Here is a 24229-nt window from a genome sequence, read left to right as displayed (position 1 = left end):
CAGTATGTATGTTTTAGATACAGAGGCTGAGTGAAAAAATTGGTTAGAGTTAAAAAGTAAAGGTAAGCCCCACAGCAGGTGTAATATCTGTGCGTTTTTTTACCATTGGACTTTTAAACTGTTCGTTTGATAGATAGTTAAATTCAACAGAACTAAAAGCGTTCACGTGTTTGGAAAGTTTGTAGTTGGCTGTCATGCTCACAAAAGGCGATATACTCTGGCCCGGTTCATATGCTGCGATACCACTCCGTTTACTTTCAGCATCACTGACGCCGTAGTAATACTGGTTATATTTTGCGTTGTTCCATTGGAAACCAGCTTCCGGATAGACGGTCAAATTGCCTTTGTCTAGCTCAGCAAGATAAGAAGCCCTTAAGATAGTACCTTTACTACGGGACAGGACATCGGTATTAAGCCGTGCTTTAAATCCGCCATACGGTGTAATACGCATATAACTTGCACCCGCTAGAACAGACCATTTGCGCTTATCTAATAAGTAAAGTTCACCACTTGGATCATATGAGTTGCCATCATAGTGTCCATCGAGGCGTAATTGATTTTTGTCATCTTTGAAGAGGTAATAACCGGCATCGTCGCCTTCAATATAGAATTTGTCATTGTCATAGAAAAAAACAGGTAAAATTGTTTGATAGGTTTTATGACCTTTATAAGCTTGAAAATTTACAGAATAGTTAAAACCCATTGTTAAATCTGGTGAGGAGCTTTCTTGTGCATAAGCAGGGCAGTAAAAACAACTACTGGTTATTGCTACTGCTATGGAGATTTTTTTCAATGGTTTAATCATAATCAGTCTTTCTAGGGTGAAAAAATAATCGTTTTCTGGTTGTGTTCTGTTCAAAATTTTCTTGAATATAAAAGTTAATTCTTATACAAATCTTAATGAAAAATTAAAAAAATCTTAATTTTGTATTTTTCTATTAAAACCCTTTAATTTTGTATAAAAATAGATTTTTGAAGAAGGTATAATGATTGATTATTTATACATTTTATTTTATTAAATATTTGATTTTTATTAATTATTTTTTATTTTAAGAAATGACTCAACATTTTTGAGTTAAATTATTAACGACCAATAATTTTGTAAATTACAGAATAATATAATCATTTTTTCATATTTTTTTGAAATATTTTTAATTAAAGAAATTTTTAAGATTTCCCACCTAAAGTCAGACGGTGTTTTTTATAAAAATTCTTAAATTATTCGTGTGAGGCATTTTATGTTCATGGTCAACCAGCATTACTATACAGATCACACTGTACCTTGGCATATTTTATGTGACTTTGATGGGACAATCAGCTTAAAAGATACGACGGACTATTTGCTTGAAACTTATGCAAAAGCTGGTTGGGAAGAAATTGAGGAAGAGTGGGAGCAAGGCAAAATTGGTTCCAAAGTCTGTATGCAAAAACAAATTGAGCTGTTGGATGTCTCTATTGATGAGTTGCAGCAATGTCTTGACCAAATTGATATTGACCTCGGCTTTATTGAATTAGTAAAGATTACTGCGCAGTATAAAATTCCGTTGACGATTGTAAGTGATGGGCTTGATTTCGTTATTCGTCATATTTTAAAAAAATATAATTTGGAACATTTGCCTGTAATTGCAAACCATCTCGTTCAGACAGGTGAGAGATCATGGCGACTCGAGTTTCCAAATCAAGAAGCGAGCTGCATAAGTCAAAGTGGAACTTGCAAATGTAAGATTGCAAACCAGAAACCTCAAAATCAAATTATTTTGATTGGAGATGGGCGTTCAGACTATTGTCTAGCCGGAAATGCAGATTATGTTTTTGCAAAAAAATCTTTGATAGACCATTGTAGAGAAAACCATATTTTCCATACAAAGTTTGAAAACTTTGTAGAAATTTATCAACCCTTGGCTAAGCTATTAAGCAGTGATTTTGGAATAGATACTCCAGTGACGGTGATTACATGATAAAAGACAACTCATTTTTTTTATCGGGGAACCGAACTGGTATTTTACTCATTCATGGTTTGACGGGTACGCCAAATGAAATGAGAGGAATTGCACGTGTACTTCATCAGGCTGGCTATAGTGTATATGGCGTGCAGTTGGCTGGACACTGTGGTGATGTCGAAGATTTGGTAAATAGCCAATGGGAAGATTGGTTTAATAGCGTAGTTGCAGCCGCAGAAACGCTAAAAGAACATACAGATGAGATATTTGTTGCCGGTTTATCAATGGGTTCTTTGCTGGCATTAAAATATGCATCGGCTTATCCGGTTGCAGGGGTCATTGCCTATAGTCCGACCTTCCAATACGACGGCTGGAGCATTCCTTTATGGTCAAAAGTGCTTGCACCTATTGTTCTGCCGAGTGTTCATTATTTAAATATCTGTCGTAACAATACTTTTGACGAAGCTGAACCTTATGGCATCAAAAATGAGGTATTGCGTTCGCGTATTGTTCAGGCCATGAATAGCGGTGAAAGTAGCGAAGCAGGCTTGCCGGGGAACCCTTGGCATTCATTATTCCAGTTACAGCGACTTTCGCGGAATGTTCGCAAAAATCTACCCAACATTACTGCACCATGTCTGTTATTACATGCCTATGACGATGACATTGCTCATCGAAGAAATAGTGAGTTAATTTATGCCAAAGTGAAGGGGCCTAAAACCTTAATCTGGCTTTACAATAGTTATCACATGATTACGATTGATAATGACCGTAAACAAGTGATTGAAGAGTCCATTCGATTTATTGAACAGTACCAACATCAAAAAAAGCAGTCAGAGCATCTATCAACTCGTCAAGAACGTAAAACTTCACCTGAAAAAATTGGTGAGCTTTTATGAATATTGTGGTGTTCAGTGTATGGATGCTAACCATTTTGATTGATACTGTTGGGCAGTTGGCTTTTAAGGCCGCTGCTCATGAAAGTAAAACCAATGAAGGTCTAGAGCATTGGTGGTTCATGGCGAAACGTCCATGGATATGGCTCGGGATTTTTTGCTATATCTTTGAGTTTGTCGTTTGGCTTGCTTTCCTCTCGTTAGTTCCTCTCTCTATTGGGGTCATGTTAGGCTGTATCAACATTGTCGTGATTATGCTTGCTGGGCGCTTATTCTTTAATGAAAAACTAACTCGAAATCGCTTAATTGGTGTAGTTCTGATTGCGGTCGGTGTCACTATTGTTGGGATTGGGGCATGAAAAAATTTTATATTATTGGTTTTTTAATATTAATGCTCTTCGATACATTGGCTCAAATCAGTTTTAAGTTAGCTTCCATTCATGCGATGCCTTTAACTTTTGATGTAGATTGGCTGTTCCGAGTTTTTGGACATCCTTGGATTTATGGGGCTTTTATTGGATATATAGGTGCCTTTTTTATCTGGATGAACTTATTAAAGCATGCGCCTATAGGGCCGGCTTTTGCAGCTTCACATTTAGAACTCATCACGGTGATGTTTTTGTCGATTTGGCTGTTTAATGAACCGCTAACATTTACAAAAGTTACTGGCGCTATTCTTATTTTTGCAGGTGTTTGCTTCTTGGCTAAAGACGAAGAAGAGAGCCATAGTCATGAAGAAGTCGCCACAAAATAAAATATATGAATTCTTTTAAAGCGATTATCTTTATAGCCGCTGATTTTGTGAAAGTGAGTGGCTCATAAAAGATTGTTTTAGCCAAATTATTTACATCTTTTTAATTACTTTTAACTTACTTACCTCAACAGTCTTAAAACAGCTATCATTTAGGTTGATATTTCATAATTAAAAAACGATATAGAGACTTTAAAATGAAAAAGCTTGTAATGACTTTAGCTGTTTTGATTCCGCTCTCAAGTTATAGCTTAGCCAATGACTCGACGGGTTATGTCGGAACAGGTGGCATTCAGTATTTAAAAAACTCTCAAGTTGCCATGCAAAGTGAAGATTTATTTATAAGTAAAAAGATAATTAGAGTTGATTATCTATATAAAAATTTAAGTAATAAGGATGTCACTGAAACTATTTTATTTCCGCTACCACGTGTAGATAACTTTTTTGAAGCAGATTTTGCAAATACTGAAGCACTTTTAAAGAGCTTTAAAATTGTAGTGGATGGCCAAAATATAAAACCTGAAATGCATGTTAGAACGTTTATTCAAAAAGATGAAAAATCTCCTTTAATGGATGTAACTGAAGAGTTTAAGCAATGCGGTTTTACTGAAAAAGATATGCTCAATCCATGGACGCGCAACAATAATAATTATGACGATTATGTAGACAAACTAAAACAATGTAATAAACCACGAATGCAGAAAATTTTAGCCCAATTTGAAAAAGATGATGTAATCCCGTGGTCATCTCAAGTCATTTATAGCTGGAAGCAAACTTTTAAAGCAAATGGTTTGACTAAAATTCATCATGAATATAAACCTTTGGTCGGCGGTTCTGTTGCGCTTTATCCAGATGAAGATAGCAAGCAATTTTGCATGGATAAACAATTTAAGCAGGGTCTTAAAAAAGCTCAGGCAGAACATTCGCCGTTTAGTGCTTTAGGTTATATTTTGACGACAGGTGCTAACTGGGCAAAGCCTATTGAAAACTTTAAGTTAACGATTGAACGTGATAAAGGCGAACTAGTGTCATTTTGTTGGGATGGCAAAGTTAACAAAATTAGTCCGACTCAATTTCAAATGACCAAAACCAAGTTTGTACCAAAGCAAGACTTAGACGTTATTTTTGTTCATCTGCCATAAGCTCATACAAACTTTAATCTGTATAAAATTGCATCACTTTTGATTGTGTGTCATAACCTAAGCATGGCGCACAATAACAAGAGGATGCCGTATGTTGCTCAAAGGAAAAGTAGCAGTAATTTTTGGAGGCAGTGGTGCAATTGGCACTGCCATTACAAAAGTTTTAGTTCGTGAAGGAGCACATGTTTATTTATGCGCAAGGGATTTAAATAAACTGCAAAACATTGCGACACAACTGCAAAAATACGAAGGCGCGGTACATACCGTCAGTGTCGATGTGCTAGATAGCCAAGCAATCAGTGAGGTAGTTGCTCAAATTGCTCAAGAGGCGATCGGTTTAGATATCGTCATCAATGCGACCAGTTTTACTCATAATCAAGGTAAAGAAATTTTAGAATTAAACCTTGATGAGTTCGTTGGGGGAATAAATCCATTTCTAACGGCGCAGTTTAATATCTCTAAAGCTGTGGTTCCTTATATGGGCGGTAAGCGCGGCGGAACCATCATTTCAATTGTGGCACCTTCAGCACGAATGGCGATACCGGGGCATTTAGGACATATTGTGGGCTGTGCTGGAATTGAGGCCTTTATTAAAGCGCTTGCCAGTGAGCTAGGCCCTAATAATATACGGGTACTCGGTGTGCGCTCACATGCAATAGTTGATGCTGTTCAAGCGGGTTCTTATACACGTGAATTGTTTGAGTCTAAAGCACAGGCCATGGGACTTAGCATAGGACAATAGCTTGAAGGTGCTGCTCAGAGCACCATGCTAAAACGACTACCGACACTTTCACAAGTTGCAGAAACCGTTGCTTTTCTTGCATCGGAACATGCGAACTCAATGACCGCAACGGTTGTAAACATGACTGCTGGCACAATAATCGATTAGCGTAGTTTATTTCTAATCCAATAATCTAAACTGAAATAACGGCCGCCTCCAAGTACAAGAAGGGCAAGTAGCATAATCATATAGGTCGTGGCAAATTCAATTCCGTTATTTAAAATAACAAACGAGCCGCTCGATGTAAGCCAGTCATAGTTGCCATAGTTCTGTAAGATCTCTCGAGCTTTATCTAACTTTTCAGCGGAAGCCAATACTTGCATGTTCGCGAAGGGAGCATGTGGGTCTGCAATTGCTTGCCATCCATTTGGGAGGTGTACCGTAAATATTGCAACTAACATGGTAATAATAAGAGGAATACTAATTAAACGGGTAAATAAACCTAATGTTAAAAGTATGGCACCTGCCAGTTCAGTTGACGTTGCAAGAACGGCCATTAAATAGGGAAAGGGAAGGCCCAATCCTCCATCTGAACTGCCGAACCATTCTACAATGTCATTGAAGTGCATCAGTTTATTTGTGCCCGCCATCCAAAATATGGGGACTAGGTACAATCGAAGAGCAAGTGCGGCAATGCCATCAATATGTTGTAAAGACTTACCGAGGTTTTGATAATATCGAGATAAGCCATAAATAAAGTTCTTCATGATAATTTCACATCCAATGCGATTGAATAATAATTAGTCGGAAGGAAACTGTATTTCTTACATAAAATTTTTTTTTATTTACGGTGTAATAAAAAGGGATTTAGTCCGTCTAACTTTATGTACATGTGTACAAACCGAGAAATTAGCATTAAAGGAATACGAAAATGAATAAACTCAACTCAATGACTTCAGTAGCAGCATTATTAGCACTTTCAGTTGCGGGTGCTACGCAAGTGGCTGTAGCAGCAACCAATACAACAACCGAAGTACATGCAACCAAAGCAGCCGATGGTAAATGTGGTGAAGCGAAATGCGGAGCCAACAAAATGAAAAAACACGAAAAGTCTGCTGAAGCAAAATGTGGAGCAAATAAAAAAGCAGCAGATGGTAAATGCGGAGCAACTAAAAAAGCAGCGGACGGCAAGTGCGGGGCAGATAAAAAAGTTGCTGATGGCAAGTGTGGCGCCAAGTAAACAATCTAATCATGGATGATGTCGGCCTTCTAGTAAGTGTCGGCATCATTTCCAAAAGGAGTAATCACCATGATGGAGTTGAATGGTGTGGGGCTTGGTTTGAGACGTGACTTTATAGATTCGTTTCTAGCTGCAAAAACATATCCGGACTTTATCGAAGTTGCCCCAGAAAACTGGTTAGGTTTTGGTGGTCGACATGCAAAACTACTTGCACAGTGTGCTGAAAAATCGCCGTTAATTTGTCACGGCTTGTCATTATCTATTGGAGGGCCGCATCCACTTAATCTCGAATTTATAGGTAAAGTAAAAAGCTTTTTAGAACAATATGATGTACCAATTTATTCTGAACATTTAAGTTATACAAATGACGGCGGCTATTTATACGATTTGTTGCCCATACCGATGACAGAAGCCGCTGTTAAATATGTGGCTGAACGTATTTTACGTGTGCAGGATATTTTAGGAAAAAGATTAGTTATAGAGAATGTTTCTACTTATTTAATGCCGAATGCCGAAATGAGTGAAGCTGAATTTATCCGTGAAGTGATTCAACATGCAGACTGTGATTTGCTCCTTGATGTAAATAATGTCTATGTCAACAGTATCAATCATGGTAGCGATGCATTTGGTTTTATCCAGAAAATGCCAAAAGAAAGAATCCGTTATTTACATATTGCTGGGCATGAAAAAGTTCAGAAGAACTTATTAATTGATACCCATGGGGCAGAAGTGTGTGACCGTGTTTGGGAGCTATTGAGATATACCTATCAAGTATGTGGAGTAAAACCGACTTTATTAGAACGCGACTTTAATATTCCATCATGGCAAGAATTAGAAGAGGAACTCGCCAAAATTAAACTCATTCAACAACAGGAGAGTGGCTATGAAGGGAAATCAAATATCCTTCCAAACCATGCAACGACAGTTTTGTGAATGGATTCGTGATCCTGATTTGGAAATACCTCAAGCACTTCCTGCTCAACGAATGCAAATTTATCGGGACTTGCTTTTTAATAATGTCAGCTCATTTATTGAGTTAGTTTATCCGGTAGCTCGTGCGATGTTGCCAGAATTAAAGTGGCAACAATTGCTGTTAGAGTTCTTTCAAAAAGCTAAGAGTCGCTCACCTTTATATAATGATATTTCTTTAGAGTTTAGAGAGTATTTAACAGAGCAACAGCATCCGATATTACAAAATTTTCCTTGGTTGGCTGAGTTATTGCAGTTTGAATGGCTTGAACTGTATTTAGATACTGTTGAAATTGAAAATGATGTTTTACACGAAAATTGTGCTTGGCAGTTAACCACCAAAGTATGGGTATTGGTTTATCAATATCCCGTTTATACGTGGACAACTTTGATGACGCTAGAACAAGTTGAACTTGCACCAGGTGCAGTAATGGTCTGGCGCGATGAACAAGATAAAGTATGTATTGAACAGCTTTCGCCTTTGTTTGCTATGCTGATTGAACAGTTAACGAAAAATATAGCGTTAACTGACCATGATATTTTCACACTCATTCATTCTGTACTTACTGACTTGTCTGAGCCTGAAATTTATCTGCAAATTCAAGAACTCAAAAACCTCTTAACACGACTACAATTAATTCAAATTCCCCATGATTTTAAAGAGGTACAAGGATGACTTCAGCCGCGGCATCACATCATGACGATCTAGGGGATCAACTGCATAGCCCAGTCTTTTTACAAGATTTAAGGCAGCAAATGATTAAATTTGCTTTTTTACAGTTGTCCTCACTTGCGCAAGCTGAAGATGTGGTGCAAGAAGCATTAACGAGCGCTTTTCAACATTTAGATTCATTTAAAGGGCGAGCTGCTTTCAAAACATGGGTATTTTCTATTTTAAAAAATAAAATTATTGATGTACTTCGGCAAAAGTCGCGCTTGGTTGCCATGTCTGAATTATTTAAAGACGAGGAAAGTGAACTCAGTGTTGATGAATTATTTGATGCTTCAGGACACTGGCATAAATATGAAGCACCTCAAGCATGGCAAAGCCCTGAAGAAATGATAGAGCAGTCAGATTTTTGGATAATTTTTGAAGCTTGCTTAGATCATTTGCCTGCCAAATATGCTCAAGTTTTTATGATGAGAGAAGTGATAGAGCTGAGTTCTAATGAGATTTGTAGCAAGCTAGAGTTATCTATTTCCAACTTTAATGTGTTGATGTATCGAAGTCGTACCCGATTACGCGAATGCTTAGAAAATAAATGGTTATTGAAGGAGGATTGTTCATGTTGACATGTCGACAAGCCACTCAACTTTTGTCTGAGAAACAAGATAGACCTTTGTTTTTACGTGAGCAAAGTAGTTTGCAATTACATTTATTGGCATGCCGATCATGCCGTCGTTATGCAAAACAGATCAAAACAATTAGTCAGCTTTCTAAAGCATTTAAAAATTTGGATGGCTAACTTTAGTTAAAAATTTATTTATTGCTAGCCTTAACACGCTAAAAGCTCCCATACTATAAAAGTAAAGGAATTTTTAAGACAGGACGAAACGTGAATTTAAAGAATCTTGAAGCATTTTACTGGGTGGTGACTTTAAATAGCTTCAATAAGGCAGCAACTAAATTACAAACCACGCAGCCTGCGGTATCTCAAAAAATCACATCTCTTGAAAATGAATTAGGTTTTAAAGTTTTAGACCGGAGCTTGCGGCAGTTTAAACTGACCCATAAAGGCATGACATTATTTAAGTATGCCGAAAAGTTTATGCGTTTAGAAACTGATTTGGTTGCAGAGCTTACCGAAAATCAGCACCTGACCGGAACCATACGTTTAGGCGTTTCTGAGACTATCGTGTATACGTGGTTGGTTGAATATATCGAAAAAGTTCAACAGGAATTCCCAAAAGTTTCAGTTGAAATTGTGGTAGATCTGACCCCTAACTTGCAAGAAGGGGTACGTACAGGCGACTTGGACATGGCCTTTTTGCTTGGGCCAACTTTGGCTTTTGAATGTATTGAGCAGTCGCTTTGTAACTTTGAACTGAGTTTCTTGGCGGCGCCATCTTTTAAAGGTGGAATTGGGCAAATGTCTTTTAAAACCTTAATGTCGCATACCATTTTAACCTATCCAAAAATTACCTATCCCTATAAAGAATTAAAGGCAAAAATGAAAGAAAAGGGGATTGATGAACCACTTTCTATTACCAGTTATTCGTTAGCAACGTTATTGCGTCTAGCAGAGCAAGGTTTGGGTATTGCGGTCGTGCCGACCTTAACGGCATTAAAGGAAATTACCGACGGACGATTGGAAATATTAAATACGCCCATCCGTTTAAAAACCTTTCATTTCACGTCTATTTATATTCATGGTAATGACGTTGCTTTGAAAGAAAAATTAACTGAAGTGGCGGTTCAGGTTTCAGAAAGTGCCATGAAAAGACTCAATGAACAAATTAAAAAATAAGCTATTTCTTGAATGCTTTTTATCCCTATTTTTTCTTATTAAAAAAAGCTGTTTTGTAGGTAAAACGATAAAAGCAGCTTATGTACTTCAATAAGTAAAATTTATCCCACTCTTACTTTTGAAGATAAGTTTATAAAAATCAAAAAATTAAAATTTTAAATTTCTGTAAAAAGTCTTATTGTTCGTAGGGATTAGCTATGTTTTTATTTTAAACACAAGATTTGATCACCGATTGTGTTGATTGGGGAACAGGGAATCTTTGTCATTTAAAAGGATTAAAGAATATCGTTTGGGACAAAAATGATGTTCTTGATTCAATTTGAAAATAGCGTTGTTAAGCTCAAATGGATGAGGAACGCATTAATATGTCTTTACTGAAATCTTCTTTTTTATCAGATCGCCAATGGGCCATTGTTGCCTCAATTTTTATGATGGCGACCTCTGCAATGGGGCCAGGATTTTTAACCCAAACTGCTGTATTTACAGTTAAGTTAGGTGCTGCATTTGGTTTTGCAATTTTAATTTCTATTTTGATTGATTATGTCGTCCAACAAAATATCTGGCGAGTGGTGACACTTACCCAGATGCGTGCATCTGATATTGCCAATAAAGCCTTACCGGGTAGTGGTTATTTACTGGCGTTTCTGGTGATATTGGGTGGGTTTTTCTTTAGTGTCGGTAACATTGCAGGTGCGGCTTTAGGTTTAAATGCACTTTTTGGCCTAGACACAAAGTGGGGTGGTATTTTAAGTGGCGCCTTAGCCATTTTGATTTTTGCTTCTAAAAAAGCAACGCTTGCCATGGATAAAAGCATGATCGTGTTGGGATTGCTTAAAATCCTGCTGATTATTATTGTTGCAGTAATTGTGATGCCTCCAGTTGGTCAAGCTGTACATCAGACATTTGCTCCAGATCATATCGACTTTGCCATTATTACCACTATTGTGGGTGGTACAGTGGGTGGCTATATCTGTTATGCGGGTGCGCACCGTTTACTCGATAAAGGTGCTGTTGGCCCTGAAAATATTAATGAAGTTGCTAAAGCTGCAACCAAAGGCATTGTTGTAGTTGGCATCATGCGTTATGTGCTGTTTTTAGCGTTCTTAGGTGTGGTGGTGAGCGGTGCCCATATTGATTTAGCCAGCCATGACGCCAATCCGGCAGCCCAAGCATTTCAATATGCAGCAGGTACATTCGGTTTTAAATTATTTGGTTTAATTTTCTGGGCCGCGGGTATTAGCAGTACGATTGGTGCCGCATATACTTCGGTTTCATTCTTTACCGCCTTTAAAAAGAATTTAACGCCAAAACAAACCAACTATACGACCATTACCTTTATCGCATTGGCTTTATTGCTGTATGTGTTATTGGGTGCAACTCCGGCAGGTCTACTCATTTTTGTGGGTGGTTTTAACGGTTTGGTGTTACCAATTGGCCTTACAATTTTTGTATACGTAGCTGCGTGCCGTAAAGATTTAATGGGTAATTATAACTATCCAAAGTGGTTGCTTATTTTAGGTGGATTAACATGTCTGTTAACGTGGTGGATGGGTTATATGTCATTTACGACAGTGTTTAACTATTTGACCAAACTTTAAGCCAGACAACATGAATTGATAAAGGAATAATGCCATGTTTGTAGATTTAAATAGTGATTTGGGTGAAAGCTTTGGCTCATGGAAAATGGGTAATGATGACCAGATTTTACCTGTCGTGACCAGTGCCAATATTGCCTGTGGCTTCCATGCTGGCGACCCACTCGGCATTTTAAAAACGGTTCGTAAAGCAGTTGAACTTGGCGTGACCATAGGTGCTCATGTGTCTTACCCAGACCTTGTAGGCTTTGGTCGCCGTAATATGGATTTGTCGCGTGACGAGCTTATTGCCGATGTGCTTTACCAAATTTCTGCGCTCGATGGTTTGGCGAAAGTGGCAGGCTCAAAAGTGCAATACGTTAAACCGCATGGCGCGCTTTATAACACCATTGCACATGACCAAGCTCAGGCAGCAGCTGTGATTGATGCCATTAAAATGTATAACCCTGAACTGGTTTTGGTGGCTTTAGCAGGTTCGAACTTAGTCGAGCAGGCACGTGCGGCTGGCTTAAAAGTTGTGTCAGAAGCATTTGCAGACCGTGCTTATAACAGCGATGGTTCACTGGTGTCTCGTCGTCTAGAAGGTGCGGTTTTACACGACTCGGCATTTATTGCGAGCCGTGTGGTGTCTATGCTTAAAAATGGTGGGGTCGAGTCAATTGATGGTGTCTTTACCCCAATTCAAGCCGATACCATTTGCTTACATGGCGACACTGACGGTGCGCTTGAGATGTCGGCAGCCATTAAAGCCGAACTTGTAAAAAACAATATTGAAATCCGCCCATTTGTAAACAAAGCATAAGGATGAGCACCATGTATAAGGATATTAAAGTCGACCCAGCTCAGCTTGAAGCCGCTTTAGATGCGCGTTTAAAAATCCGTGCAGGTTTTGATAAACCAACAGCAGGCATGGCCGCGGGCATGACACAGGTCAATATGATTTCGGTGCCAAAAGAGTGGGCATACGACTTTTTGCTCTATGCACACCGTAACCCGCAAAGCTGTCCAGTGCTCGATGTACTCGAAGAAGGCATCTATGCAACTAAGCTTGCAGCAGATTCAGACATCCGAACCGACTTCCCACGCTATCGTATTTGGAAAGATGGGGAAATGGTCGATGAAGTGACCGATGCAAGTGAGATTTATAACGCGCATCCTGATTTGGTGACTTTCTTGATTGGTTGTAGTTTTTCGTTTGAAACGGCATTGCAAGAAGCGGGCATCGAAGTGCGTCATATTCATGATGACACCAATGTGCCGATGTATCTGAGCAATATCAAGTGCGAACCAGCAGGGCGAATCTCAGGAAATATGGTGGTTTCCATGCGACCAATTCCATCTCATCAAATTAGTGAAGCGGTAAAAATTACTGCACGTATGCCAAGTGTGCACGGCGCGCCTGTACATATCGGGCACCCTGAAAGCTTAGGTATTAAGGATGTAAATAAGCCTGACTTTGGCGATGCTTCCCGTATTGAAGCAGGTGAAATCCCAGTGTTTTGGGCATGTGGGGTAACACCGCAAGCTGCGGTGATGAACTCGAAAATTCCTTTTGCGATTAGTCATGCTCCGGGTTACATGTTTATTACCGATATTCCTGACCGTGCTTGGATGGGCTAATTGGACTAAAGAAGAATTAAAAGGATAAGCAAATGCGTTTTTTATCGGTAAACGCCGACTGTTTTCTGATTGAGCTTGCGAGCCTAGAAGAAACTTTGGCGTTATACAATAAATTGCAAAATACGCAATTGAATGGAATTAAAGACTTAGTCCCTGCTGCAAAAACAATTTTGGTTTTTTTCAACGAGATTGAAACCAACTTTAAAACGCTGGTTACTTCTATTCAGAGCCTTAAAGTTGATTCTGGGTTTGAGCGTAGCAACCAAGAAGTGATTGTACCGATTCGTTACGATGGTGAAGACCTTGCTCAGGTTGCCGAGCTACAAGGTTTGTCTGTGGCTGATGTGATTAGAAAACATCACCAAAGCGTGTGGAATGTGGCTTTTATTGGTTTTGCGCCGGGCTTTGCTTATATGAGCAGTCCCGATAAGCCTTTTACCGATATTCCACGTCTAACGGTTCCGCGTAAAAAAATACCGTCAGGCTCGTTGGGCTTGGCTGGGAAATACTCTGGTATTTACCCAAAAGACAGTCCGGGTGGCTGGCAGCTGATTGGTACAACATCGGAAAAAATGTGGGATTTAGAGCGCAAAAATCCTGCACTACTTTTACCGGGCATGACTGTACATTTTGAAGATGTCACGCATCGTCCGACCACCGTAAATGTACCGCAGCAAATTACGCGTAAGGCTGAGCCGAAACAATCGGTGCCACTATTTACGATTATTGCGCCAAGTTTACAAATGCTTATTCAAGACGAAGGGCGTTTAAACCAGACCAATATTGGTGTTGGCGTGGCTGGTGCAATGGATTTATCTGCCATGCATAGTGCTAACCGTATTGTGGGTAATCCAACCGCTACACCTGTTATTGAAGTTTTAAATGGCGGCCTAAAAGCCAAAATGCAGCATGCAGGCGTCATTGCAGTGGCAGGTGCCATTTCAAACATTCGGGTGAAATTTGCCGACGGTCAAACCTCAGACTTTGCAAGCTATCAGCCGATTGATTTAGATGAAGGCGATGAATTTCAAATTCAGCCACCAACAGCAGGCTTAAGAAACTATTTGGCTGTTCGTGGTGGCATAGACGTTGAACCAGTACTGAATAGTGCTTCGTTTGACAGCTTGGCAGTGTTAGGGCCAGAACCATTAAAGCTTGGAGATACTATTTACCAAGGACAGGTGAAGGCGACCAACATTAGTGTAAATGAAGTGGGTAAAAACGATTTGCCAAAAGCTGGCGAAGTCGTTGAGCTAGATATTGTGATGGGACCGCGCACAGACTGGTTTGAACAAGACAGTATTGAGCTGCTCTGTCAGCAAGAATGGCTCGTGACCAATGAGAGCAACCGAGTTGGGCTAAGACTGTCAGGTGAGCAGTCTTTAACTCGCAAAATTACCCATGAACTGGAAAGTGAAGGCACATGCATTGGCGCTTTGCAAATTCCACCGAGTGGCCAGCCGGTTTTGTTTATGAATGATCACCCTTTAACAGGCGGATATCCGGTCATTGCCTCTGTTGCTAAACACCATTGGGACTTGGTGGCACAGATTCCGGCAGGTTGCCACATCAAATTTAAAAAAATTGCCGAATTTACAGATTTTGAGAATGAATGATGAATACAGAAAAATTATTGATTGCTAATCGTGGTGAAATTGCTGTTCGTATTATCCATGCTTGCCGTGATATGGGAATTTCATCGGTCGCGTTATATGCAGATGACGACATTGGTAGCATGCATGTCGAACTTGCAGATGAAGCATGGGGCTTGGCTGGTGCGACCGCCAGTGAAACCTATTTAAATATTCCTGCAATTATTGAAGTTGCAAAAAAATCGAAAGCAACGATGGTGCATCCGGGTTATGGCTTTTTATCTGAACGTGCCGAATTTGCCCAAGCCGTGATTGATGCGGGCTTAAAATGGGTAGGGCCATCTCCAAGTGCGATTGAAAAACTAGGCGATAAAATCGAAGCACGTAAAATTGCTGCTTCAGTCGGTGCACCGTTGGTTCAGGGTACGCAAGACCCACTCAACAATGCAGATGAAGCTTTAGAGTTTGCCAAGCAGTTTGGTTTGCCGATTGCCATTAAAGCCGCATTTGGTGGTGGTGGCCGTGGCTTAAAAGTCGCGTGGAAACTCGAAGAAGTCAAAGAGCTTTATGAGTCGGCAGTACGTGAAGCAAAAGCTGCCTTTGGCCGTGGTGAATGTTTTGTCGAGCAATATTTAGATAAGCCACGCCATGTAGAAGTGCAAGTCATAGCCGACCAACATGGCAATATTGTAGTGGTTGGTACACGTGATTGTTCGTTGCAACGCCGTAACCAAAAGTTAGTCGAAGAAGCGCCAGCGCCATTTATTAGCGATGAGATTTACCAGCAAATTTTAAGCTCGGCAAAAAATATTTGTCAGGCTGCAAACTATGTGGGTGCGGGAACAGTTGAATATTTACTGAGCCGTGATGGCAAGCTTTCATTTTTAGAAGTAAATACGCGCTTGCAAGTTGAACACCCAGTGACTGAAGAAACCTCAAAAGTCGATTTGGTGGTTGAGCAAATTCGCGTGGCACAGGGCCATGAGCTTTCTATTAAAGAAACACCAAAAGCACAAGGCCATGCCATTGAGTTTCGTATTAATGCCGAAGACCCAGCTCGCGGGTTTATTCCTGCCTTTGGCGTGTTGAGTTTGTTTGAAGCGCCGTTTGGTAACGGTGTACGAGTTGACACAGGTGTTCGCACGGGTTCATTAGTATCTAGTCACTTTGACTCACTCATGGCAAAACTAATTGTGACTGGTCCAACCCGAGAAGTTGCAATTGCTCGCGCTAAACGTGCTTTGCAGCAATTTAAAATTGAAGGTGTGGCTTCAGTTTTAGACTTCCACCGTGCGGTACTTAATGAACCGGGCTTTACAAATGAATTTAATGTACATACGCGTTGGATTGAAAATGACTTTAAGCAAGAATTAAAGCCAACCAAACGTGGTATTCCAAACCATCAACAACCAATGCTGCTCAGCTACATTGAAATTGATGGCAAGTTACACCGTTTAGGTTTACCTGCGGGCATGTTTGCACAAGGCCCAGCAACCGCAGCTCAAGCGCAGATTGCCGAGCCAGAAGTCAGTGCCGAGCATTTACTTGCCCCAATTAATGGTGTGATTAGCGCTTGGAAAGTGGAAAATGGTGAGCAAGTGACAGAAGGCCAAGTGGTTGCCATTATGGAAGCCATGAAAATGGAAGTTCAGGTACTTGCACACCGGAGTGGTGTTATTCAGATTAGTGCAGAGAAGGGCGCAACCTGCCATGCTGAAACCATGATTGCCAGCATTAATTAAAATTTGAATAGGTTATTTGGTCTGATAATGTTTTTAGCTTGATCAGGTCAAATCGAGTGCTTATTAATTAACTCAATCAGGCATTTTTTAAGTTTTCATTAACCATTTTCAACTTGAAAGCCAGAACGGGTTATGAGATATTTGTCACAGATTTGTGGTATAAATATTGATCACTGTATTTGGAGCTCGCTTATGCGAGCTTTAATTTTTAGCCCAGTTTAAGCATTTCTCACTTAATGAACTGGCAGCATAAAAAAAATTTGAGAATTTGGCACTCACTCACAGGCGAATTGAAGAAAGCGAATGAAAATTCTACCTTCATCTGAATATGATCAAATTCTAAAATACAGTGTCTATTGGCTCGTCATATCAATTGTGATTGGAGTCGTTGCAGGGTTGGCATCGACTTTAATTTTTGTGGCTTTTGATATTTCAAACAAAGTCCGCAGTCTGCATCACTGGCTCATCTACTTTCTGCCTTTTGTAGGCTTTGGTATTGGTTATCTCATTAAAAAATATGGTTCGCCGATTGAACGGGGAACACATTTACTCATAGATGAGATTCATCAACCCAAGTCGTTTATTCCAAAACGAATGAGTCCTATCATTTTTATTACCTCAATTTTAACGCAGTTGTTTGGTGGATCAGCAGGGCGTGAGGCGCCAGCAGTTCAGCTTTCGGGTGCCTTAATTGACCATTTAAGCTATATATTAAAAATCTCGGAAGACAACCGAAAAATCTGTTTAATCGCCAGTATTGGAGCAGGTTTTGCTGGGGTGTTTGGTCTGCCTTTGGCGGGGGCAATTTATGGTTTAGAGATTACTGCTTTAGGTAATTTAAGATACTCAGCTATTTTCCCATGTTTTGTGTCGGCACTTATTGCATCGACCATTCCTGAGCTATTTGAAATTGTTCATCCGCACGTTTTTTATGTAATTAGCGAGTTTCCAGCCATTCATTTTGGCACACTCATGAGCTTAATTGCGGCAGGATTAGTTTTTGGTTTGGCTGCACGCTTCTTTATTGCAGCTATCCACTTGGCAAGTGACCTCTTCTATAAATATATTCGTTATTTGCCATTAAGAACGATGGTCGGCGGTATTGTGATTATGCTACTTACTTTGTTCACTGCACATCAGCAGTACAACGGTTTAGGTACAGATAAAATCATTTCATCTTTTTATGTGCCGATTGAGTTTTACGACTTTTTTAACAAGACTGTTTTTACAGCCATTACTTTAGGTTCGGGCTTTAAAGGTGGTGAAATTACGCCGTTATTTTATGTTGGTGCAACATTAGGGAACGCTTTAGGCGCAGTTTTAAACTTACCCATTTCATTGCTTGCAGGCCTAGGGTTGGTAAGCCTTTTTTCAGGCGCGAGTAAAGCACCGTTAACCTCTATTATTTTAGCTGTTGAACTATTTGGAATGAATGTTGCCACTTATGCCATTATTACCTGTTTATTGGCGGCGCTATTTTCTGGAAATTGTGGGTTGTATCGACGTAAAAAGTTGATGGATTGATTAAGCCTTTCTAAGGAGTTGAGTGGTTTTAGGTTGCTTAACTCCTATTAAATCTTCTTTTTTAATAAAAATGATAAAAATTGGCATATTAAATGCTTAATAAAAAGTGATAAGCAAATGAAAAGAAATGAAGTTCTATCTCTTGTTGGGAACTATAATGAGAAATAGAAAATTATTTTAATATTAAAAAAAGGAATAACTTAAGCAGTGTCAATAGTTATTATGATACTTACTTTTTTTGTAGGGTTACTTGTTGGCCGATATACTATATTTTTAGTTCAAAAGTCTTTATCTATTTTTATATCTGCTGTTGATAAGTTTTTAAATAAATACTTTGTCTTTTTTCTTTTAGCTGTTTTGTTCTTTATTTTATTCTCTCTAATTTTAACGGGAGGGTTTATATTATGGGGCATACTTTCTGGTGGAATAACAGAACTAGGTAAGCTTATATATCTATCAGGATGGGTAGTTGGAGCAAGATTTTTTGGATTTCATCCGAAGAGTAATAGTTTTAAATGAGGGATAAGTAGTTAATATAAAAAATAATCTTAAAGAGGGTGCTATGTCTATATTGGGTTTCGCTATTTTTTTTATAATTTCACATATCATTGGATACTTTATAGCTAAAACTAAATGGAAGATTCGGCATTTGGCTGCCCTATCTTTTATTTCAATATTTATAATTGTTTGGTTGGGTTTTTTATTACTACTTTATTTTAAAGGAAGATATGTCCAATTTTTTGTGGATGGAAGGATATCTTTGAATTGGCGAGCAGTAGATTTATTTTTTGTGGCAGGTATGTCTTCAACCTTATTAACATTACTACTTGTTATTGTAGTGTGGAGTATTCGTAATAAAGTTTTCTAAATTAACTTTGTGAAAAGTAAATTATTATTTAAAAGAAGGTACTATGTCTATATTGGGTTTCGCTATTTTTTTTATATTCTTATATGGCATTGGCTATTTTGTAGTTAAAGCACGGTGGAAGCTTCGCTATTTAGCGCCAATATGGTTTTTATCATTTTTTATTATCACTCTATTTGTTTTAGCAATTTTATTTCCTAAAGATTGGGCCAATGCACAATTTTTTACTATAGGTGGTCCTAATCATTTAGCACTTCTGTATTTATTAATATCTTCATCTTTAAGTTTACTTATTACTTTTATTTTAGTTTTGGTTGCATGGGCTATTCGACATGATGTCATGTAAATTGTTTAGAATAAAAAATCTTAGACAATCTAATATTTGTATTAAAGAGCTAAGTCTTCTCTCATTTGGAACAGTAAAATGATTGACTCCATTCCTATGATCGTTTTGTTAGGTGCTATTTTTGGGCGCTACTATAGACCAGTTTTTGTCTTTTTATATGATAAAGTTTATATACTTCTTAAAGGCCTTCTAACTAATCCTTTCCTTTCAATAGTTTCGATGCTTTTTGCAATAGTTTCTGTTTTCCTATTCGCGCTATGGGGCAATGTCTTTTCTTTGGTTATCTCTGACGAAAATTGGGTGTATTTCTATAGGCCATATTTTGTTGGAATAATGGTAGGTGTTTTTTTGCTTAGATTAAGTAGTGAAAATAAGTTTTAAGTAATTGAATTTGAATTATTCTATCTGTATCTGGTGATTGAAATGAAAATAATAAAAACAATATTAAAAATACTTAAATGGCTTATTGTCCTATTTTTACTGTTTGTTATCTTGTTCGGTATGATCGAATTTATTGCAAATAAATTCTTTGACAATGCAGCTACGAAAGATGCATGTGCTGACTCTGGAGGGGCATGGGATCATCAAAAAGATACCTGCCAATTTAGTCCTAATGACCCTAGAAGTAAAAAATAATTGAGAATATAAATGGAAAAACAGATCCTACATATCAATATTCAATTAGTTTTTTAAATCTTAAAAACTTGAAAATAATTTAGAACCCAAACGCTCTACTTTAATACGATTGTCATTTCCTACGCTTGACGATAACAAAAGCGAATACTATCCTTTGCGTGCTGGCCTACATTGCCAGTCGGTTTTAGCAGACCGTTTTCATCTAGATCATCAAAAAAGTAATTTTTTTGGTGGTGAACTCGTTCGTCTCCCTTCGTAGCGGTAGGACGGAGGAGGGACGCCTTCGGGCGTGCCAGTTCCTAGATGACTGGTCTGCTAACCCTTCTTCGTTCTGCCACCATAATCATTTAGCAGTGATCTGGTAGAACTTCTATTTCATCTAGGAGTCCGCTATGCGTACTAATTCTTCTCAATTTTTGGCCTTTGCCAAAATCTCTCTATTTATACCGTTTAAATACTCTCTAAATCGGTTTAATCGACTCTAGGTTTTTACACCTAAACATCGTTACGACTAAAAAATCATAGCAACAATAAACCCGAGATAGGCGAGCACATCTTTATTGTGCGGCTTTTGCATGCCTGTTTTTAGCACTCAATTTAAGAGTGACGGCATTTCTATCTCTTTTATATACAACAAAAAATTATTTTAAACGGTACAACTATGCCAAATTTAAAAGGTTCATTTAGAGCACTCAGAGTGCTTCATACAGCAAAAGATTTATTTATGGAGTATGGATTTCACAAAGTCGGTGTTGACCGAATTATTGCCGAATCCAAAGTGAATAAGGCCACTTTTTATAAGCATTTCCATTCAAAAGAAAGGTTCATTGAAATGTGCTTAACCTTTCAAAAAGATGGGTTAAAAGAAGAGGTGTTATCTATTATTCATTCTTATCGTGAACTTATGGTGTTTGATAAGCTAAGAAAAATATTTTATCTCCATGCCAACCTCGAAGGGCTGTACCGTTTGCCTTTTAAGGCCATTTTGGAAATTGAAAAGTTTTATCCAACTGCCTACAGAGTGGTGGTGGATTATAGAAACTGGTTAGTGACCCAAATACATGGCCTACTTTTAACTATTAAACCCACAGCCTTAATGGAAGATGCTCACATGTTTTTGTTTGTGATTGATGGGGCAATGGTTCAGCTTTTAAGTAAAGAGGAAACAGATGAACGAGATAAATTATTAGAATATTTTTTAATAACCCTATCTTAGTATTCAATCTAAAATAAGAAAGCCCATCATTGGGCTTTCTTATGGTATTGGCTTCTTAAAATTTAAGTTTTTTAAGTCCACGGCTCACGCCATTTTGTAAGGCCGCTTTAATAATCGGGCCAATAAAAGGAACGCGGCCTTTAAAGCTGATAGTGTAATTCAAACGAGTTCGGTTATTTCCCAAGTCAGTAAATTGCATCACGCCACGATGTGCCTTAATTGGGCTAATGCCACTTGTGATCGCGTACTCGATCAGTTCATTTTCTTTATAGACTAAATTTGTTTCAACAAATGAAGGTGTAAACGGAATAGACATCTTGCGGGCAGAGCCAACACCGTTACGTGCATCCTTGCCGTTACTAATGCGAGTGACTTTAGCAGGGGCAAAAAGTTTGCTTAAGTTTTCGTGTTCACTCAAGGCTGCAAAGACTTTATCTATAGGTGCATTAAATTCTTGTACGATGTTGATTTTTTGAGTTTTTAACATCTTGTTCCCTCTAAAGTAAATTTGACATGAGTAATTGTCAGAATTTGGATATTAGCATGCTTTTCACTAGGCTGGAATTCTAGTTCGTCGGCGTGATTTCATCTCTATATTGCACGTTTTTTGTTAGAAGTGGAGCCTTAACTCATTTGCATTTGAGCTATAAGCCTTACGTGAAAAGTAAGAATCGTTGCAAACCGTAAAGAAAGCCTCCTCATAATCAAATGACATGATAGGAAATTGAGGAATAACAATATGCGCGCTCTTACTTACCACGGTGCCGAAGACGTTCGAGTTGAAACGGTTGCAGACCCTATTATTCAAGAACCAGATGACATTATTTTACGTGTAACCGCCACAGCGATATGTGGCTCTGACTTGCATTTATATCGAGGCAAAATTCCAAAGACTGAACATGGCGATATTTTTGGGCATGAGTTTATGGGCGTGGTTGAAGAAGTAGGCCCCGCAGTCACTCACGTGAAAAAAGGCGACCGTGTAATTGTGCCTTTTGTGATTGCTTGTGGTGAATGTTTCTTTTGCCAACTTGACCTGACTGCTGCCTGTGAAACCACCAATACAGGACGCGGCGCGATTATAAATAAAAAGCAAATTCCACCGGGTGCAGCTTTATTTGGTTATAGCCATTTATATGGCGGTGTGCCGGGCGGGCAAGCAGAATATGTGCGTGTGCCAAAAGCCAATAAAGGACCTTTTAAAGTCCCCGGCTCACTGTCAGATGAAAAAGTGCTTTTCTTGACCGATATTTTGCCTACCGCTTGGCAGGCAGTGACCAACGCTCAAGTGACTCGTGGCTCAACCGTTGCAATTTATGGTGCAGGGCCAGTCGGACTATTAAGCGCCGCTTGTGCCAAGATGCTTGGTGCAGAAAAAATATTTATGGTCGATCACAATGAATATCGATTGAACTATGCGGCGGCAACCTACGGCGCTATTCCGGTTAATTTTGATGAAGTCGATGCAGCCGAATTTATTATTCAAAATACCGACAATTATCGTGGCGTCGATGCGGTGATTGATGCGATTGGTTTCGAGGCAAAAGGAAGTGTGATTGAAACAGTCCTGACCAATTTAAAACTTGAAGGTTCAAGTGGCGCAGCGCTTCGTCAATGTATAGCCGCGGTTCGCCGTGGTGGTGTGGTGAGTGTACCGGGTGTATATGCAGGTCCAATTCATGGTTTCTTGTTTGGTGATGCTTTTGATAAAGGACTGACTTTTAAAATGGGCCAAACTCATGTGCATCAATATTTACCGCTTTTACTAGAATTTATTGAGCGTGGTGACTTGTCACCTGAAACGATTATTACCCACCGAATGAAATTAGAAGATGCCGCAGAGGGTTATCGTATTTTTAATGAAAGAGAACAGGAATGCCGTAAGGTGATTCTGCTTCCTTAAAAATCTCAGCCTTATAATTTCACTCTAGAGCCTCTTAATAAAAGGGGCTTTTTTTATTTTCAAGATGCACAATTTTTAGTGCAGCTTTTTATTTTCCATTCTAAAGCGCACCCAATTTGCTCAAATTGAGTATTACTTTTCACCAAAAACGTAATACTAAGCTGGCATGTCCTTTGCATAGTCTTAATCAATCAAAAGTGATCTAGGGTTCCGATACTTACAGTATGTCTGGACCGAGAGTTCACGGTTCCTAGCGAACTACACGGAGGGATAAAAGCCCGGGAGGAAGTCTAAAACTATCCGACAGGAGTGGCTATGAACACTGCAAGTTATCATAACAATCAGGCGATTTGGACCGAACTTTTACCCGGAGGACATCACTGGTCGGGTCGTATTCAAAAGGGAACTATTCTTAGATTTACTTCGCTTGGCGCTCAGGCAAATGTTTCTTTGTTTTGTGTAAATGCTGCCGATGTGCTTGAACGTTTTAACATGCCCGACAGTTTAAAAGGGCAACATACAGCCTATTTAAAAGCTTCCAATGTGTTGTATTCAGACCTTGGTCGTGTCATGGCTTCCATTGTTTATGATGACCATGGTTGGAACGATGCACTTTGTGGCCCAAGTCGACCAGAACAAATTGAAAAGCAATTTGGGATACGTACATTTCAAGATGCCCGCAATGATATGTACCAAAACGGCTTAGACAGCTTACTCATTGAAATGTGTAAATACGGGCTTGCCAGCCAAGATCTCAGTGCCACGGTTAACCTATTTTCTAAAGTTGCTCCAGATGAAAACGGCGCTTTGTCTTATGTCAGTTCTGATAACACCAATCAAAGCATTGAACTGCGTTTTGAAATGGACTGCTTAGTATTTTTATCTGCTACGCCGCATGGTTTAGACACCAGCCCAAGCTATCAACCTGCCGATATTCAACTCAGTTTATTTAAAGCCCATTCTCTAACAGACAGCGATATTTGTCGTGATGCATGTTCGCAAAATCAGCGTGCGTTCCAAAACACAGCCCGCTACTACGCACTTAGCAATATTTAAATCAGGA

The 24229-nt window shown here is 39.0% G+C and carries 26 protein-coding genes, 1 pseudogene and 1 riboswitch; of the genes and pseudogenes, 24 read left to right on the top strand and 3 right to left on the bottom strand.

All coding sequences use genetic code 11. The annotated features are described in order from the left end of the window. Nucleotides 1-49 precede the first annotated feature (49 nt). Nucleotides 50-805, bottom strand: coding sequence for a MipA/OmpV family protein (locus J576_RS10830; RefSeq protein ID WP_002048463.1), 756 nt, complete (start codon nucleotides 803-805; stop codon nucleotides 50-52). 433 nt (nucleotides 806-1238) lie between these two features. Here J576_RS10830 and J576_RS10825 point away from each other — a divergent pair, with 433 nt between their 5' ends. From J576_RS10825 to J576_RS10800, 6 genes and pseudogenes are all read left to right on the top strand, one after another. After that, nucleotides 1239-1958 (top strand): MtnX-like HAD-IB family phosphatase, encoded by a 720-nt coding sequence (locus J576_RS10825; RefSeq protein WP_002048479.1) that lies wholly within the window; start codon nucleotides 1239-1241, stop codon nucleotides 1956-1958. Then, nucleotides 1955-2839, top strand: coding sequence for an alpha/beta hydrolase (locus tag J576_RS10820; protein ID WP_002048437.1), 885 nt, complete (start codon nucleotides 1955-1957; stop codon nucleotides 2837-2839). The genes J576_RS10825 and J576_RS10820 overlap by 4 nt, the downstream gene beginning before the upstream one ends. Beyond that, a complete protein-coding gene (locus tag J576_RS10815; RefSeq protein WP_002048441.1) occupies nucleotides 2836-3195 on the top strand; it encodes an EamA family transporter in 360 nt (119 codons plus the stop codon). The genes J576_RS10820 and J576_RS10815 overlap by 4 nt, the downstream gene beginning before the upstream one ends. After that, nucleotides 3192-3590 carry a DMT family transporter gene (locus tag J576_RS10810; RefSeq protein ID WP_002048474.1) on the top strand — a complete coding sequence of 133 codons (399 nt, stop codon included), beginning with the start codon at nucleotides 3192-3194 and terminating at the stop codon, nucleotides 3588-3590. The genes J576_RS10815 and J576_RS10810 overlap by 4 nt, the downstream gene beginning before the upstream one ends. Nucleotides 3591-3784: 194 nt before the next feature. Continuing rightward, nucleotides 3785-4729: a DUF4424 family protein gene (locus tag J576_RS10805; RefSeq protein ID WP_025467671.1), complete on the top strand. Its 945-nt coding sequence runs from the start codon at nucleotides 3785-3787 to the stop codon at nucleotides 4727-4729. 91 nt (nucleotides 4730-4820) lie between these two features. Next, nucleotides 4821-5618: pseudogene (locus J576_RS10800) on the top strand (SDR family NAD(P)-dependent oxidoreductase). On the opposite strand, the gene J576_RS10795 reads toward J576_RS10800, so the two are convergent. Further along, complete coding sequence (locus J576_RS10795; protein ID WP_002048435.1) at nucleotides 5615-6217, bottom strand: HvfX family Cu-binding RiPP maturation protein; 603 nt, start codon at nucleotides 6215-6217, stop codon at nucleotides 5615-5617. The pseudogene J576_RS10800 and the gene J576_RS10795 sit on opposite strands and share 4 nt — an antisense overlap. Before the next feature lie 164 nt (nucleotides 6218-6381). Between J576_RS10795 and J576_RS10790 the strand changes: the two genes are divergently transcribed. The 16 genes from J576_RS10790 to J576_RS10705 all read left to right on the top strand — a co-directional run bounded on the left by J576_RS10790 (nucleotide 6382) and on the right by J576_RS10705 (nucleotide 21263). Next, nucleotides 6382-6690 (top strand): HvfA family oxazolone/thioamide-modified RiPP metallophore, encoded by a 309-nt coding sequence (locus J576_RS10790; protein ID WP_002048443.1) that lies wholly within the window; start codon nucleotides 6382-6384, stop codon nucleotides 6688-6690. A gap of 69 nt (nucleotides 6691-6759) precedes the next feature. Next, the gene (locus J576_RS10785; RefSeq protein ID WP_002048427.1) at nucleotides 6760-7623 is read left to right on the top strand and encodes an HvfB family MNIO-type RiPP peptide maturase; all 864 of its coding nucleotides are present in this window, start codon (nucleotides 6760-6762) and stop codon (nucleotides 7621-7623) included. After that, a complete protein-coding gene (locus tag J576_RS10780; protein WP_002048471.1) occupies nucleotides 7574-8335 on the top strand; it encodes an HvfC family RiPP maturation protein in 762 nt (253 codons plus the stop codon). Before J576_RS10785 ends, J576_RS10780 begins: the two co-directional genes overlap by 50 nt. Continuing rightward, entirely contained in the window at nucleotides 8332-8952 is a 621-nt protein-coding gene (locus J576_RS10775) for an RNA polymerase factor sigma-70 (RefSeq protein ID WP_002048466.1), read from the top strand. The genes J576_RS10780 and J576_RS10775 overlap by 4 nt, the downstream gene beginning before the upstream one ends. After that, nucleotides 8946-9125: a zf-HC2 domain-containing protein gene (locus tag J576_RS10770; protein ID WP_002048456.1), complete on the top strand. Its 180-nt coding sequence runs from the start codon at nucleotides 8946-8948 to the stop codon at nucleotides 9123-9125. The genes J576_RS10775 and J576_RS10770 overlap by 7 nt, the downstream gene beginning before the upstream one ends. Before the next feature lie 90 nt (nucleotides 9126-9215). After that, nucleotides 9216-10127, top strand: coding sequence for a LysR family transcriptional regulator MumR (mumR, locus tag J576_RS10765; protein ID WP_001049897.1), 912 nt, complete (start codon nucleotides 9216-9218; stop codon nucleotides 10125-10127). 344 nt (nucleotides 10128-10471) lie between these two features. After that, nucleotides 10472-11725, top strand: coding sequence for an NRAMP family divalent metal transporter (locus J576_RS10760; protein ID WP_081400863.1), 1254 nt, complete (start codon nucleotides 10472-10474; stop codon nucleotides 11723-11725). 34 nt (nucleotides 11726-11759) lie between these two features. Next, nucleotides 11760-12524, top strand: a complete 765-nt coding sequence (locus J576_RS10755) for a LamB/YcsF family protein (protein ID WP_002048452.1) — start codon at nucleotides 11760-11762, stop codon at nucleotides 12522-12524. A gap of 2 nt (nucleotides 12525-12526) precedes the next feature. Beyond that, a complete protein-coding gene (locus tag J576_RS10750) occupies nucleotides 12527-13342 on the top strand; it encodes a putative hydro-lyase (RefSeq protein ID WP_081400864.1) in 816 nt (271 codons plus the stop codon). A gap of 32 nt (nucleotides 13343-13374) precedes the next feature. Then, the gene (locus J576_RS10745) at nucleotides 13375-14958 is read left to right on the top strand and encodes a 5-oxoprolinase subunit B/C family protein (RefSeq protein ID WP_002048425.1); all 1584 of its coding nucleotides are present in this window, start codon (nucleotides 13375-13377) and stop codon (nucleotides 14956-14958) included. Beyond that, a complete protein-coding gene (locus J576_RS10740) occupies nucleotides 14958-16676 on the top strand; it encodes an acetyl/propionyl/methylcrotonyl-CoA carboxylase subunit alpha (protein WP_031951057.1) in 1719 nt (572 codons plus the stop codon). Before J576_RS10745 ends, J576_RS10740 begins: the two co-directional genes overlap by 1 nt. A 303-nt stretch (nucleotides 16677-16979) precedes the next feature. Continuing rightward, nucleotides 16980-18200 (top strand): chloride channel protein, encoded by a 1221-nt coding sequence (locus J576_RS10735; protein WP_002048433.1) that lies wholly within the window; start codon nucleotides 16980-16982, stop codon nucleotides 18198-18200. Between the two features lie 207 nt (nucleotides 18201-18407). Then, on the top strand, nucleotides 18408-18719 hold the full coding sequence (locus tag J576_RS10730; RefSeq protein ID WP_025467673.1) for a hypothetical protein: 312 nt from the start codon (nucleotides 18408-18410) through the stop codon (nucleotides 18717-18719). A 392-nt stretch (nucleotides 18720-19111) separates the two neighbouring features. Continuing rightward, complete coding sequence (locus J576_RS10720; RefSeq protein ID WP_025467676.1) at nucleotides 19112-19411, top strand: hypothetical protein; 300 nt, start codon at nucleotides 19112-19114, stop codon at nucleotides 19409-19411. Between the two features lie 423 nt (nucleotides 19412-19834). Beyond that, nucleotides 19835-20047 carry a hypothetical protein gene (locus J576_RS10710; RefSeq protein ID WP_002048451.1) on the top strand — a complete coding sequence of 71 codons (213 nt, stop codon included), beginning with the start codon at nucleotides 19835-19837 and terminating at the stop codon, nucleotides 20045-20047. Nucleotides 20048-20708: 661 nt separating this feature from the next. Further along, nucleotides 20709-21263 carry a TetR/AcrR family transcriptional regulator gene (locus J576_RS10705; protein WP_002048475.1) on the top strand — a complete coding sequence of 185 codons (555 nt, stop codon included), beginning with the start codon at nucleotides 20709-20711 and terminating at the stop codon, nucleotides 21261-21263. Nucleotides 21264-21318: 55 nt separating this feature from the next. Here J576_RS10705 and J576_RS10700 read toward each other — a convergent pair whose 3' ends face one another. Further along, nucleotides 21319-21750, bottom strand: a complete 432-nt coding sequence (locus J576_RS10700) for an SRPBCC family protein (protein ID WP_002048421.1) — start codon at nucleotides 21748-21750, stop codon at nucleotides 21319-21321. Nucleotides 21751-22002: 252 nt separating this feature from the next. Between J576_RS10700 and J576_RS10695 the strand changes: the two genes are divergently transcribed. Next, a complete protein-coding gene (locus tag J576_RS10695) occupies nucleotides 22003-23166 on the top strand; it encodes a zinc-dependent alcohol dehydrogenase (protein ID WP_002048476.1) in 1164 nt (387 codons plus the stop codon). A 191-nt stretch (nucleotides 23167-23357) separates the two neighbouring features. Beyond that, a riboswitch (guanidine-I (ykkC/yxkD leader) is annotated at nucleotides 23358-23453 on the top strand. A 28-nt stretch (nucleotides 23454-23481) separates the two neighbouring features. Further along, a complete protein-coding gene (locus J576_RS10690; protein WP_002048465.1) occupies nucleotides 23482-24222 on the top strand; it encodes an urea amidolyase associated protein UAAP1 in 741 nt (246 codons plus the stop codon). Nucleotides 24223-24229 lie beyond the last annotated feature (7 nt).

Origin of the sequence: Acinetobacter sp. 766875 (genome assembly GCF_000582055.1) — a bacterium.
GTDB classification, from domain to species: Bacteria; Pseudomonadota; Gammaproteobacteria; order Pseudomonadales; family Moraxellaceae; genus Acinetobacter; species Acinetobacter nosocomialis.
The sequence above is the reverse complement of the archived record's forward strand: the minus strand, read 5'-3'. Positions and strand labels throughout refer to the sequence as shown.